Here is a 15,891-nt window from a genome sequence, read left to right as displayed (position 1 = left end):
AATGAATATAGAAAAAACAAAACTAGACGGTGTTTTTATTTTAACACCAAGAGTGTTTAAAGATAATAGAGGTTATTTTACCGAATCTTATAATCAAAAGAAGATGATGGAAGCTGGCTTTAACTATCACTTTGTACAAGATAATCATTCCTATAGTCAAGATAAAGGTGTACTACGTGGAATTCATTTTCAAATTAACCCCAAAGCCCAAACCAAACTAGTTCGTTGTACAAGAGGAAAAATTTTGGATGTTGTGGTTGATTTAAGGAAAAATTCTCCTACATATAAACAATATGTGCAAGTAGAATTAAGTAGTGAAAATTTTAAGCAATTACTTATCCCTAAAGGATTTGGACATGCATTTTTAACATTAACTGATGATGTGGAAGTTCAATATAAGGTTGATGAAGTTTATTCTAAAGAACATGATCGTTCAATTAATTATAAAGATCCTGAATTAAATATTGAATGGCCAGATTTTGAAATGATTTTATCAGATAAAGATAAAAATGCACCTTTACTAAGTGATTCAGATATTAATTTCTTATGATACTTGGTGCTATTGTAACATATAATCCAGACTATGATATCTTAAATTTTAATTTAAAAAAACTAGATGAACAAGTAGATCATATACTTATCGTTAATAATGGGGTAAAAATTAATTTAGATGTAATTAATCAAAATGTTCAATTAAATATAATCGAAAATGAAGAAAATGTTGGAATTGCGAAGGCATTAAATATTGCATTAGATTACGCATTTATAAATAATTATGAATATATCTTGACCATGGATCAAGATTCATACCTAAAAGATGGTTATGTTGAGGTTTTATTAAACCATTTTAATAAAAATGAAAAAGTTGGAATCGTCGGTCCTAATATTATTGAAAAAGAATTAGGAGAAAATAAATTAAGTAATGTAACAGAAACAAGACCGGTGTCTCATGTTATTACCTCAGGCTCTTTAAATCTTGTACAAGCTTTAAAGGATGCTGGTGGTTTTGATAACAAATTGTTTATAGACATGGTTGACTTAGATATTTCATATCGTGTGATAGATGCTGGTTATCAAGTTATTCAAACTTCTGATTTAACTTTAGAACATCGAATTGGGGCACCAGTTGTACGCAAATTTTTGTTTAAAAAACATATTGTACGTCATCATGCTCCTTTTCGGAAGTATTTTTTCGTACGTAATCGTCTTTACATTGCTTTTAAGTATCGTAAACGTGGATTTAAATTTATTTTTATCCACTTAGTAGGAATTTTATATTTTACTTTTTTAGTTATTATATTTGAAAAACAAAAATTAAAGAAATTAAGATTGATTTTAGCAGGAATAATTGATTTTCTTAGAGGAAATTACAATAATAAAATTATTAATACCAAAGGAGTGCAAAATGAAAATACTTGTGACAGGTGTTAAGGGTCAATTAGGGTATGATGTCTTAAAAGAATTAAATAAACGGGGATTTAATGACGTGGTTGGCATTGATAAAGAAGAATTAGACATTACCAAAGAAGATGATGTAAATTCTTTTATAACACAACAACCTTTTGATATAGTATTTCACTGTGCTGCTTATACCGCTGTTGATGCCGCTGAAGATCATAAAGAACTATGTTATGATGTAAATGTGAATGGTACAAAATATATTTCCAAGGCATGTAAAAAAGTAGACGCTACGCTATTTTATGTCAGTACAGATTATGTTTTTGATGGTAAAGGGGATAATCCATTTTCGATAAACGATAAACCTAATCCAGTTAATTATTATGGAGAAACCAAATATCTAGGTGAAAAAGAAGTATTGAAACATACCGAAAAACATTTTATCATCCGTATATCATGGGTTTTTGGAATAAATGGTCACAATTTTGTGAAGACCATGTTAAAGCTTGGAAAAACTAAAAATGAATTATCTGTTGTTAGTGACCAAATTGGTTCTCCTACCTATACTTATGATTTGGCTAAATTATTGTGTGACATGATGATGACTAATCATTATGGTATTTATCACGCAACTAATGAAGGATTTTGTAGTTGGTATGATTTTGCCTGTGAAATATTTAACCAAGCAAATATTGATATAAATGTTAATCCACTTTCAACAGAACATTATCCAACAAAAGCGACTAGACCAAAAAATTCAAGATTATCAAAAAGATCGTTAATAGATGAAGGCTTTAATTTATTGCCAACCTGGCAAGATGCCCTCAATCGTTATTTGAAAGAATTAGGTGAAGTGAAATGAAAGTATTAGTTACAGGTGGCGCAGGTTTTATTGGTGGAAATTTTGTACATTATATGTTAGAAAAATATCCAAAATATAAAATCGTTTGTTTAGATTTACTCACATATGCTGGTAATATAGAAACATTAAAAAATGTGATGGATAATCCTCAATTTAAGTTTGTTAAAGGCGATATTAGTGATAGAGATTTTATCTATGACTTATTTACTGATGAATTATTTGATGTTGTTGTTAACTTTGCTGCTGAGTCTCATGTGGATCGTTCGATAACTGATCCTGGAACTTTTATTAAAACTAATGTAATGGGAACACAAATATTACTAGATGCATCGAAAAAGTATAATGTAAAAAGATATCACCAAATATCAACAGATGAAGTATATGGTGATTTACCACTTGATCGCCCTGATTTATTTTTTACAGAGGAAACTCCTCTCCATACTTCTAGCCCTTATTCAGCAAGTAAAGCAAGTGCTGATTTATTATGTATGGCATATCATCGTACTTATAGAATGCCGATTACGATAAGTCGTTGTTCTAATAATTATGGACCTTATCATTTTCCAGAAAAATTAATTCCACTTATGATTAGTCGTGCTTTAAATAAACAGAATTTACCTGTTTATGGGAACGGCCAAAACGTACGTGATTGGCTCCATGTATATGATCATTGTACAGCGATTGATTTAATCATTCATGATGGAAAAGTTGGAGAAGTTTACAATATAGGTGGACATAATGAACTTACCAATTTAGAAGTTGTTAAAAGAATATTACATGAATTAGATAAACCAGAAAGTTTAATCACCTTTGTAAAAGACCGACCTGGACATGATCAACGTTATGCGATCGATCCTACAAAAATTGTAACTGAACTCGGTTGGAAACCACGATATTCATTTGATACTGGAATTCGTCAAACCATAAATTGGTATTTGAATAATAGAAATTGGTGGGAAAATATTATTAGTGGTGAATATCAAAAATATTATGAAAAACAATATGGTGATAAAGATGTCAAAAATTACTAGCGAATTCAGTTTATTTATTAAACATTTACTAAGAAATCGGAAAATTATTTTTAGCTTAGCCTATAATGATTTTAAAACAAAATACGCTGGTTCAATTTTGGGTGGAATATGGGCTTTTATTAAACCCGTAGTCATTATTATTGTTTTCTGGTTTGTATTTCAAGTTGGTTTGAAGTCAACACCAATAGAAAACTTTCCATTTGTTTTATGGCTGATTACAGCACTTATCCCTTGGTTCTTTTTTAGTGATGCACTTTTAGGTGCAACTAATAGTTTATATGAATATAGTTATTTAGTTAAGAAAGTCAAATTTAGAGTTAGTGTTTTACCTATGGTTAAAATTCTATCATCTTTTTTTGTCCATATCTTCTTTTTTATATTAATTTTTTTGATGTACATCTTCTATAAATATCCTATTACAATTTATAGTATACAAGTTATCTATTATACATTTGCTATGATTATTCTACTAATTGGCTTATCTTGGGTTACCTCTTCTTTAGCTGTATTTTTAAAAGACGTAGGTCAATTTGTTGAAATATTATTACAAATATTAATATGGTTAACACCCATTTTATGGAATTATAAACAAACTATACCTGAATCCAAAGTATGGTTGTTAAAATTAAATCCATTATTTTATATTGTAGATGGTTTTAGGGACTCCTTTATAAATCAGATTTGGTTTTTTAATCGAATAAATGATTTAATATACTTTTGGGCTTTTACCTTAATCACATTATTGCTAGGAGCCTATTTTTTTGCTAAATTAAGACGACATTTTGCAGATGTTTTGTAGGTGATATGATGAATAATTATGTTATAAAAGTTAAAGAATTATCAAAAGTGTATAAAATTTATAATAGTCCAAAAGATCGTTTAAAAGAGTCTTTATCCATTTTTAGGCATAAAAAATATCATAATGAATTTTATTCTTTAAATGATGTTTCATTTAATGTAAAAAAAGGTGAGACTTTAGGAATAATCGGTAAAAATGGCGCTGGGAAATCTACACTTTTAAAGCTTGTTACAGGAATAATTACGCCTACAACCGGTGATATTGAAGTTCAGGGAACAGTCTCTGCACTTCTAGAATTAGGCGCGGGCTTTAATATGGAATATACGGGAATTGAAAATATTTATTTAAATGGGATTTTAATGGGCTTTTCTCGTGAAGAAATGAATAAAAAAATTGATGATATAATTAATTTTGCGGATATAGGTAATTTTATTCATCAACCAGTAAAAACATATTCAACAGGTATGTTTGTTCGGTTGGCATTTGCTACTGCTATTAACGTTGAGCCTGAAATTCTGATTGTTGATGAGGCATTAGCTGTAGGTGATCTACAATTTTCACTTAAATGTATGGATAAATTTACAGAACTAATGGAAAAAGGAGTTACCATTTTATTTGTATCACATGATTTAAATGCTGTTAAAAGATTTTGTAAGAAGGCAATTTGGCTTCATGAAGGTAAAGTAATGGAATATGCAAACGCACAGCTTGTTTGTGAACATTATGAAAGTTTCTTAAAAAAGATAGATGATAAAAAAGAGGAGTCAGAACCTCAAAGTATTGTTGTTAATAGCAATAATAATATCGCAGAAATTAAAAAAATTGAATTATTAAATTCAATTAATCAATCTGTTGATACAATTGTAATTAATGAAAAAACATCAGTAAAAATAACTTATGAAGTGCTTGATACTTCCATAAAAAATCCCGTGCTCGGGATTGCGATATATGGTATTGATAATAAATATATATGTGGCTTAAATACACTATTGGATAAAGTAAAAATTTCATGGAATAAAGGAATAAATGAAATGACCCTTGTCTATGACCAGATGATGATTCTAGGAGGGCAATATTATTTTGATGTAGCAATTTTTGATCAAACAGGTACAGTTCCAATTAATTATATAAGTAAAGTCAAAGAATTCTGGGTTAAAGGTGAATACATTGGTGAAGGAGTATTTATCTTACCACATGAATGGAGTTAGATATAGATGTCTAATAAATATGATTTTGAGTTAAATTTAAATGCAGAAAATTCTTTATCTTTAATTGCTAAGGAAATAAAACCAAGTTCTATAGTTTTGGAGTTTGGACCTGCTCATGGTAGATTAACAAAATATTTAAATGAAGAATTGAATTGTCAAGTTTATATTGTAGAGATAGATGAAACTGCTATATTGGATGCAACGAGATATGCTGTAGATTATGTAATTGGTGATATAGAAGAATATCATTGGGTGGAGAAGTTCAAAGGAGTTAAATTTGACTATATCCTATTTGCAGATGTTTTAGAGCATCTATACAATCCGCATAAAGTAATAGAAGTTTCTAAGGATTTACTTAAAGATGATGGTTCATTTTTAATGTCTGTGCCAAATGTTGCGCATAATTCTATTTTAATAGATTTATTCAATGATAAATTTAATTACAATGAAATAGGACTTCTTGATAATACACATATACGTTTTTTTACTTATCGTAGTATCCTAGATTTTTTTAAGAAACTTGATTTAGTCCAAGTAAAACAGTTCGGTACAAAAGCAAGTGTAAATGAAATTGAAATAAAAAATACATATTCAGATTTACCTCTAGAAGTAGCAAAGTATTTAAAAACAAAAAAATATGGAGAAATCTATCAATTTGTCTTTAGACTACAAAAATTATCATATGTAAAAGAGCACAATATTCAAGTTCATAATGATATTATAAAAGAGAATAATTATTATTTTGCACAACTCTATATTGATTTAGGGAATGGTTTTACTGAACAGGATTCTATTAAATATTATAATCTAGAAAATAATAATATCATTGAATTTGATTTAACTTCATATAAAGGTATAGAAGGATTAAGATTTGATCCAATTAATACTAATGGTATTGTTCAATTAGACAAGATAGAGTTTTATGATGCTAATCATAAAGAAATAAAATTGACTTATCATACAAATTCAATTTATAACATTGAACAAACCTATTTTTTTATCGATATAGACCCGCAAATTAATTTTGAAAGCAAGTCATATGAAATAAAGAAAATTAAAATTTCCTACAAGCTTATCGATTTTGAAATAGATTTATCAACTGTAGATTCTTTTAAATTAAATGCCCAATATATAAAAAATAAAGAAAATATGTTAATAAATCAATTAAATGAATTAGATCAAAAAAATAAGCAAGTTATAGAGTTAGAGAAACTAGTTAATACATTAAACGAAAATCTACAAGAAATAAAATATGAGATGAATCATAAGCAGAAAGTTATAAATGATTTACAAGAAAATACTATTCAGTTAAACAACAATATTTTAGAAAAGAATAATCAAGTTACAGCAATATCTAAAAATTATGAGGTTATACAAAAAAAATATGAAACTTTTAAAAAAAATACGATGAATTTAAACGCATACATTACTGAACTAATTCAAGAATTAAGTTATGTTTATCGTTCATTTTCATGGCAAATCACTTATTTTTTTAAAAATAGTTTTAACTTTTTAAGAGGGCAAAAAAAACATAATTCAAGTGAGATAATGACTCATATTGATGATAAAACTATCTATATGCATATAGATAACTGCTTTATTAAAGGAAAGAATTTATATGTATATGGTTGGTCTTTTCATAAAAAAAATGAATTAAATATTTCAATATTAAGCCCAAGTTATAAATGTTGTCAATTAGAAAAGTGCAAACGAGATGATGTCTTTAATTCTTTTGAGGGTAAATATGATTCAGCTTTAAATAGTGGATTTATTATTCAAATTAACAAAATACAAAAAAAAGATAAGGTAATTATTAGGTTTTTTGCTGATAACGACTTGCATGAGAAAATTATTGAAATTAATACCAGAATGATATTTAAAAAAAGGAAAAGTACCATATCTAAATTTAGATATGTCTTCTCATGGAAGAATTTTACAAATACATTAAAGTATCAAAGAAAACACGGTTTAATAAAAACCATTCGTCATGCAAAAGGATTTTTATTTAAACAAGAAATTATGAATTATGATTCTTTCAAAGTTTATCAAGAGTGGATAAATAATAATGAGAAATATAATAAAGAAAAATGTATAAAAGAGATCAAATCTTTTAAATATCAACCAAAGATTTCTATTATTATGCCAGTTTATAATGTAGAAAAGAAATGGCTGGAAAAATGTATAGAATCTATTAGAAATCAATATTATTTTAACTGGGAACTATGTATTGCAGATGATCATTCAACCTATAAATATATTAAAACATTTTTAAATTTCTTTACAAAACTTGATCCTAGAATCAAAGTTATTTATAGAGAAAAAAATGGTCATATATCAAGAGCAAGTAATTCAGCTTTAACACTCGCCTCAGGAGACTTTATAGCATTATTAGATAATGATGATGAATTACCACCATTTTCACTTTATGAAATTGTTAAGGCATTAAATGTAAACCCTGGTCTTGATTTAATCTATAGTGATGAAGATAAAATAGATATTAACGGTAAAAGAAGTGACCCACATTTTAAACCAGATTATTCACCGGATACGATTTTATCATCTAATTACATTAGTCATTTAGGGGTATATCGTAAATCAATTGTTGATGAAATTGGTGGTTTTAGAACTGGATATGAAGGATCTCAGGATTATGATTTATTATTAAGATTTTTAGAAAAGACTAGTACAGATAAAATTATTCATATCCCTAAAATCTTATATCATTGGCGTATGATTGAAGGATCTACAGCAATGAATAATACTAGTAAAAATTATGCATATGTAGCTGGGAAGAAAGCTTTAGAAGATACCATATTAAGACGAAATTTAAAAGCAAATGTAATAGAACATAATGAAGTACCTTATTATATGATGGATTATAAATTAATTGAAGATGATTTTATTTCAATTATTATTCCCACAAAGGATCATGCTGATTTATTAGAAAAATGTCTGATATCAATTTATGAAAAATCAACATTTAAAAATTATGAAATAATTATCGTTGATAATGGTAGTATAGAAACAGATACTCTTAATTTATTTGAGCATTATAAACAAACGTATAAAAACTTTAGAGTAATAAGATTAGATATACCATTTAATTATTCTAAATTAAACAATGAAGCAGCAAAAATAGCTAAAGGGAATTTATTATTATTACTAAATAATGATATAGAAGTTATTACTCCAAATTGGCTTGAAATCATGGCTGGATATGCTAAGCAAAATCATATTGGAGCCGTGGGTGCTAAACTACTTTATCCTGATCAGACTATTCAACATGGTGGGGTTATTTTAGGTATTGGAGGAATAGCAAATCATGCTTTTCTAAATCATCATAGGACAAGCCCAGGATATTACGCAAGACTAAAGGTGCCGTATAATTATAGTGCTGTAACAGCGGCTTGTTTACTAATTTCAAAAGAAAAATTCTTTGAAGTTCATGGTCTAGAAGAAGAACTTCAAGTAGCTTTTAATGATGTAGACTTAAATTTAAAACTTTTAGAAAAAGGTTATTATAATATATTTTTACCTCAAGTTGAACTGTATCATTATGAATCTAAATCAAGAGGTAAAGATGACTCTCCAAAGAAAATTAAAAGATTTCATGGTGAAATTAAGTTTATGGAAAGAAAGTGGAGTAGTATTATTAAAAAAGATCCCTATTACAATATAAATTTATCAAAAGAAGATACAGATTTTAAAATTAGTAGTAATGAAATCTTTACTACTCAAGAGGATGAAACATGAAAATTAACGATATAATTGAAAAAATAATGCATAAAAAGTTAGGTCTATTAACAAATTTAGGGATATCTCTATTGATATTAGTTATAACGTTTTGGAATTTCTTAACTTTTCAAGATTTATTTTTGTACGATGATATTGGCTCAGATACAGTCAATCAATTTTGGCCAAGTATGGTTATGATATCCCGACAAATCTCAAATTTTGATTTTCCATTTTGGTCTTTTACAAGTGGTTTAGGAAAAGATGTCTATGGGAACTATATCTTCAATCCATTCACATTAATTCCAATGTTATTTGGTCCTAAATTAGTTATATATATATTACCCTATATGGAAGTAATAAAAAGATTACTTATTTCATTATTCGTTTATAAATATACAACAAAATTAGGTATTAAACCATTTCCCTCAATCATTGCATCTATTTTATACACTTTTTGTGCACATATAGTCATAAGAGGTACATGGTACCATTATTCAATAGATGGTTTAGTTTTAATTTTATTACTATATGCTTTTGAATTATTTTTACATAATAAAAATAAATTTATGATGCCACTTGTTTTCTTTTTAATTATAGGTTCAAGAGGAATGTATTACGTTTATCTATATTCACTTATACTTTGTGTTTATGGATTTACAAGATATTTCTATGTAACTAACAAAATAGAACTGAAATCATTTTTAAAATTTTCATTATCTTTTGCATTTCTTTATGCGATTAGTTTAGCTATAAATGCATTTATTCTTTTCCCCTCTATTTATAATTTATTAAATAGTCCTAGAGTAAGTGGTGATTATTCTAAAACTAATGCATTTCTTCATTCAAAAATATTTTCTCTTAATGATATCAATAGTTTATTTGTAGGATTTAGTTCATTCTTGTCAGGAAATATATTAGGAATAGGGAGTAGATTTAAAGGTATTTTAAATTATTTAGAGGCACCTAATTATTATATAGGATTATTTTCAATTATATTAATCCCTCAATTATTTATTTATATAAAAAGAGATTTCAAAAAACATATTCCCCATTTATTATTATTAATATTAATCTTTGTGTATTTAGTAAATCCTTACTTTAGGTACTTTTTAAATGGTTTCTCAGGTGGATATTATAAAATATCATCATTTTGGGTAAGTGCTGCTTTAATTTTCTTATCAATGTATACATTAGATAGTTTATTTCAATTGAAATTCAAACTAAATAAAACTTTAGTCATTTTAACTTCTTTTGGATTACTAATTTTTTTATCTAATATACAAACAGATGAATACTATAAAATTTTAATCTTGATAATCATTTACACAGCTTTATTTATCTTCTTATGTAGTAGGTTTAAATATGAAATTAAACTCTTATTATTAGGTTTGATTATCACTGAATTGACTCTATTTTCTTATTATTCTACCAATAAAAGATTTACTGTTAGTCCTAAAATCATCTCTAATGGTGAAATGTATTATGATTCCACTAATCAAGCATTATCTTATATAAAAAGTATAGATACCTCGTTTTATAGAGTAAATAAAACATATTGGTCTAAATTTTTAAATGATTCTCAAATTCAAGATTATTCTGGAACGAAAATATATAGTGGGTTCAATACACCTAGTTATATTGAATTTCTTGATAATTTGGATGTGCCTTTACTTATTCCAGGCGTTCAACATTATATAAAAGGATTTGATGGTAGAGAAAATTTAAATACTTTAGTCGGCGTTAAATATTTACTTTCAAAAAAAGATATTAATAAATTTGGTTATAAACAAATTAACAAGGTTAATGATATTTATATATATGAAAATGAATATTATCTTCCTTTAGGATATACTTATGACCATTATATATCATTAGATAATTTCAACACATTAAATAATAATGAAAAAGATGAATTGCTTTTAAAAGCAGCAGTTATTAATTCGGATTCAGGTTCTGTAAACAATTTAACAAAATTCGATTTAAGTAATTTAGAAAATAAATCTGATACGATTTCTATAACTGAGGATCAAATAAAAAATGCGTTCTATAGAAATATAGATATACATACAAATAATTTCCCTAAGGATTTTAGTTACACAGCAACAGGAAATGACCCACAAATTATTTTACCTGTAACATTTCCTGAAAACTCCATAATATCAATTGACTTAACTATTAGTTCACAATCCGATAGAGTGGGTCAGATATTTTGGAAAACTAATGATAGCTCCTTTAATGAAGAGGATTCAAAGAATTTTATTATTGGTAGCGGTTCACATGATTATACAGTTCATTTAAATTTTAAAAATCCTTCATTAATAACAGCATTACGTTTAGATATAGGAGATAGCCCAGGAAAATATCAAATATCAAAATTTATTATAGAGGATAATTCTAATTACAAAAAAGAATATGAAGATGATATTAAAAAATTGAAAGAGAATTCTTTTGAAATTACAAAATTTAATGATAGTAATATTTCTGGTAGAATATCACTAGAAAAAGAAAAGTTATTAGTTTTATCAATTCCTTATAGTAAAGGATGGTCAGTTAAAGTAGACGGAAAAGAATATCCGTATGAAAAAGTTAATGTTGGCTTTATAGGATTATTTTTACCAGAAGGTAATCATAATATAGAGTTACAGTATAGACCACCTTACTTTTCTTTGGGGTTGGCAACTACTATTATTAGTGGGATTCTTTTAACTTTTATTTTAATATACGAGAAAAGAATAAGGAGTGTTTATGATGATGCAAAATAAATACATGTATGATATATCAATTATCGTTCCAATTTATAACGAAGAAGAAAATATTAATAGATTATATAATGCTTTACATGACGTATTATCAAAAATGGATAATACATATGAAATTATTTTTGTTGATGATGGAAGTAAAGATCAAACTTATATAAAATTAAATGACTTATTCCAAAAAGTAGATGATTTAAAAATTGTAAAATTCAGAAAGAATTTTGGACAAACCCCAGCCATGACAGCGGGAATAGACATGTCAAATGGAAGAATTATTATAACTATGGATGCAGATATGCAAAATGACCCAAAAGATATTCCCAAACTTGTTGAGAATATGAAAGAAGGTTATGATATTGTAAGTGGGTGGAGAAAAAATAGAAAAGATAAAATGATTATGAGAAAGATTCCCTCAAAAATCGCAAATAGGTTAATCTCTAAAATAACAGGAGTACAATTACATGACTATGGATGTACATTAAAGGCTTATAAAGCAGATGTATTAAAACAAGTCAATTTGTATGGTGAATTACATCGTTTTATCCCAGCTGTTGCAAATCTCGTAGGAGTTAAAATAAAAGAAGTTACTGTAAATCATCATGCTAGAGAGTTTGGTAAATCGAAATATGGTATTTCGAGAACTTTTAAAGTGATATTAGATTTAATTCTAGTAAACTATTTATTAAAATATATGCATAAACCTATTCATTTTTTTGGGAAAATTGGATTTATATCCTTTATGATATCTCTGATATCAGCTGTTGTAACATTATATATGAAGTTTTATAATCATTTTGATATTACAGGAAACCCATTCTTTATGATTTCTATCTTGTTTGTTATTGCTGGTTTTCAATCAATATTGACTGGAGTACTTGCTGAAATGATTTCAAGAGTTTATTTCGAGGGACAAAATAAAAATATTTATAATGTAGAGGAAATATTAGATAAGGAAGAAAGACAATGAAAATCTTAATCGTTTCACATGAGTATCCTCCTATAGGTGGCGGAGGTGCAAATGCTTGTTTTTATCTATCGAAAAGTCTAGTTAACAATGGTCATACCGTGACAGTATTAACAACCGGATTTGAAGAATTAGTTGGTGAAATGAATGAAAATGGTGTAAATGTTATCCGTTTAAATACTAGACGGAAGAGTAAAACTTCTTCATCATTTGTTGAAATGTTTTCTTATTTAAAAAAAGCTATGAAAGTAGCTGAAGTTCTACACAAAAAGAATCATTACGATATATGTCAAGTATTTTTTGGAATTCCAGCAGGACCTATCGGATTACATTTAAAACGGAAATTTAATCTTCCATATGTAGTAAGAATGGGTGGAGGAGATGTACCTGGATTTCAAAAAAGATTCAAGTACATCTATAAATTAACTAATCCTTTTTTAAGGAAAATCTGGAAGAATGCTAATTCTTTAATAGCTAATAGTGAAGGACTAAAAAGATTAGCTTTAGATTTTGATAGAAAATCACAAATAGCAGTAGTCCATAATGGTGTAAATATACATGAATTCACACCTAAACATAAAGAAAATGATGAAGAAATTAATATTTTATTTGTTTCTCGATTAATTGAAAGAAAAGGATTACAACATATTATTCCACTTCTTCCTGAAATTAAAGAGAAAAGTAATAAAAAAGTTGTACTCACCGTAGTAGGTGGGGGTCCATATTGTGATTATCTCATCCAACTTTGTAAAGAATATAATGTTGTAGACCTTGTAAATTTTGAGGGTCATAAAAACCATGATCAACTGCTACAATATTATCAAAATGCTGATTTATTCGTTTTACCATCATCAAAAGAAGGTATGCCTAATGTTGTTTTAGAAGCGATGTCTTGTGGATTACCTATATTAATGACTAAATGTGAAGGAAGTAAGGAATTAATTCAGGATAATGGTTTTATTATAAATCCTTCTTTAAAAGAACAAACAGTTAAAAACTTTACAGAGTTAATTAACGATAAAGAATTACGAATAAAACTAGGATTAAACAGTAGAAAATTAATTGAAAATGCTTATTCTTTGGAAAAAGTAGTTCAAAGTTATGAAAGTATTTATAATAGGGTAATGGAGGTGGAAGAAAATGAAAGTACTGTTACTCACTGATTATAGAAAAGCTCTTAGACAAGGAATTAAAAAGTATAGAAGTATTGATATTAATAAGATTAAAGACATATTTATTGAAAATCAAATGGATTTAGAAATTATGAGTTTTGATCAATTAGTTAATGAAGTAGGAATTGAAAACGTTAAAAATAATTTCATCATCTATACAAGTTCACAAAATTATGAATATAAAGAATATATAAATGATATTTTATACAATTTAAATCTTAACAATACATTAATACCAAAGTATGAATTATTTATGTGTCATGAAAATAAGGCTTTTCAAGATCTTCACAAAAAAATGTTAGGAATTAAAAGTTTAGATTCTTTATATATATCTACTTATAAAGATTTATTAAATCATTCACACAAAGTAAAATATCCTGTAGTACTAAAAAAAGTAACAGGTTCAGGTTCTTTCTCTGTTTATAAAGTAAATAATGAACGTGAATTGAAGAAAAAATTTAAAAAAATCGCTATAAAGAAATATTTTATTGAGTTCTATAAAAAATATATATATTATAAATTCTTTGATAAAATTTCTTATTCAAAAGAGTTTTTACTAGAGGAAAAATATTATTCTCGTTTAGTAGTTCAACAATTCATTCCTAATTTAGAAGAGGATTGGAAAATCCTTGTATTTAACAACAAATATTATATTCTAAATAGGAAAGTACGTAAAAATGATTTTCGAGCAAGTGGAAGTGGAAAGTTTAACTTTTTAGCTGAACCTCCTAAACGGTTACTAGACTTTGCCAAGAAAATCTATTCTCAATTAGATACACCATTTATTTCATTAGATATCGCTATAAATGATGAGGATACCTATTTAATAGAGTATCAAGCACTACATTTTGGTCCAATTACTATATTACGTTCTGAATTCTACTTTACATATGTAGATGGACATTGGGAAAAAGTTGAAGAACAATCTGATTTTACAAGTGTTTATGCAAAGTCATTAATTGAATATATTAATAATCAAAAATCTAACAATAAAAAAGAATAGGTGTAAATGATGAAACATAAGACAACGATAATAAAACTAATAATTATGTCAATATTGTTGTTTATAATTTTTAAATCTGTTGATATAAGAAATGTGTTGGATGTTTTAAAACGAATCAATTTAATATATTTTCTAATAATCTATTTATTATGGAATATTGGTGTTTTTTTAAGTTCTTTAAAATGGCAATCTACATTAAAGTACTATGGAATTAACCTACCGTTTTTTGAAACGTTAAAGTTATATTATACAAGTTCATTTTTTAATAATTTTCTACCTAGTAGTATAGGTGGGGATGGTTATAAAGTATTCTATTTAAACAATGAAAATCACTCGAAAGCTAAATCGATTACTTCAATCATTTTAGAAAGAGGTATGGGTTTTTCTATATTGTTTCCTGTTATTTTTATAATTGGTCTATATTATATCTTTACTGGAATGAATAATGTAATTTTCAATTTAATTGTATTAGGTAGCTTTATAATAACAATATTATTAGTTATATTTTTGTTTTTTTATCGAAAAAAAATAAAAATTAATATTTTTAAAAAACCACGTGTTTTAAATCATATTCAAAACAAAATTTTAGAAATTATCAACAATATAATAAACATTGATAATAAAAAGTTGATATTAAAATGGCTGATGATTTCTTTTGGTTTTCACCTAGTGGCAGTATTTATGCAAGTTATTGTTTATAGAGCCATAGATTATGATATTAATATAGTAATTATCATTTTTACAGTAGCTTTAATGAGAGTATGTGGTGTATTACCAATATCAATTAATTCAATTGGTGTTTCAGAAGGTGTTGCTTTATTTATATATGGAACTATATTTGGATACAATACGGAATATATTTTAGCAGCGTCTATTATATCAAGAGTTAATCTTCTATTATTTAGTTTAACGGGTATCCCATTTTACTTAATTGGTAAAAGAAGACAAATACAAAGGAGTTGA

General features: G+C 26.6%; 12 protein-coding genes. All 12 read left to right on the top strand.

Going from position 1 to position 15,891, the window contains the following annotated elements:
- Position 1 precedes the first annotated feature (1 nt).
- From rfbC to KHQ81_09480, 12 genes are read left to right on the top strand one after another with little or no spacing between them, the layout of a single operon-like run.
- Positions 2-550, top strand: a complete 549-nt coding sequence (gene rfbC, locus KHQ81_09535) for a dTDP-4-dehydrorhamnose 3,5-epimerase (protein QVK17129.1) — start codon at positions 2-4, stop codon at positions 548-550.
- Positions 547-1,431 (top strand): glycosyltransferase, encoded by an 885-nt coding sequence (locus tag KHQ81_09530; protein ID QVK17128.1) that lies wholly within the window; start codon positions 547-549, stop codon positions 1,429-1,431. The genes rfbC and KHQ81_09530 overlap by 4 nt, the downstream gene beginning before the upstream one ends.
- Positions 1,406-2,260, top strand: coding sequence for a dTDP-4-dehydrorhamnose reductase (gene rfbD / locus KHQ81_09525; protein QVK17127.1), 855 nt, complete (start codon positions 1,406-1,408; stop codon positions 2,258-2,260). The genes KHQ81_09530 and rfbD overlap by 26 nt, the downstream gene beginning before the upstream one ends.
- Complete coding sequence (gene rfbB, locus KHQ81_09520) at positions 2,257-3,291, top strand: dTDP-glucose 4,6-dehydratase (GenBank protein ID QVK17126.1); 1,035 nt, start codon at positions 2,257-2,259, stop codon at positions 3,289-3,291. Before rfbD ends, rfbB begins: the two co-directional genes overlap by 4 nt.
- On the top strand, positions 3,275-4,090 hold the full coding sequence (locus KHQ81_09515) for an ABC transporter permease (protein QVK17125.1): 816 nt from the start codon (positions 3,275-3,277) through the stop codon (positions 4,088-4,090). Before rfbB ends, KHQ81_09515 begins: the two co-directional genes overlap by 17 nt.
- Before the next feature lie 8 nt (positions 4,091-4,098).
- Positions 4,099-5,298, top strand: a complete 1,200-nt coding sequence (locus tag KHQ81_09510; GenBank protein ID QVK17124.1) for an ABC transporter ATP-binding protein — start codon at positions 4,099-4,101, stop codon at positions 5,296-5,298.
- 6 nt (positions 5,299-5,304) lie between these two features.
- The gene (locus tag KHQ81_09505) at positions 5,305-9,051 is read left to right on the top strand and encodes a glycosyltransferase (protein QVK17123.1); all 3,747 of its coding nucleotides are present in this window, start codon (positions 5,305-5,307) and stop codon (positions 9,049-9,051) included.
- Entirely contained in the window at positions 9,048-11,795 is a 2,748-nt protein-coding gene (locus KHQ81_09500; protein ID QVK17122.1) for a YfhO family protein, read from the top strand. The genes KHQ81_09505 and KHQ81_09500 overlap by 4 nt, the downstream gene beginning before the upstream one ends.
- Positions 11,785-12,756: a glycosyltransferase family 2 protein gene (locus KHQ81_09495; protein QVK19610.1), complete on the top strand. Its 972-nt coding sequence runs from the start codon at positions 11,785-11,787 to the stop codon at positions 12,754-12,756. The genes KHQ81_09500 and KHQ81_09495 overlap by 11 nt, the downstream gene beginning before the upstream one ends.
- Positions 12,753-13,916, top strand: a complete 1,164-nt coding sequence (locus KHQ81_09490) for a glycosyltransferase family 4 protein (protein QVK17121.1) — start codon at positions 12,753-12,755, stop codon at positions 13,914-13,916. The genes KHQ81_09495 and KHQ81_09490 overlap by 4 nt, the downstream gene beginning before the upstream one ends.
- Entirely contained in the window at positions 13,894-14,928 is a 1,035-nt protein-coding gene (locus tag KHQ81_09485; GenBank protein QVK17120.1) for a hypothetical protein, read from the top strand. The genes KHQ81_09490 and KHQ81_09485 overlap by 23 nt, the downstream gene beginning before the upstream one ends.
- 9 nt (positions 14,929-14,937) lie before the next feature.
- The gene (locus tag KHQ81_09480) at positions 14,938-15,891 is read left to right on the top strand and encodes a flippase-like domain-containing protein (GenBank protein QVK17119.1); all 954 of its coding nucleotides are present in this window, start codon (positions 14,938-14,940) and stop codon (positions 15,889-15,891) included.

It is taken from the genome of Mycoplasmatota bacterium, from assembly GCA_018394295.1.
Classification (GTDB): Bacteria; Bacillota_I; Bacilli_A; order Haloplasmatales; family Haloplasmataceae; genus JAENYC01.
This window is presented reverse-complemented; position numbering and strand designations above follow the sequence as displayed.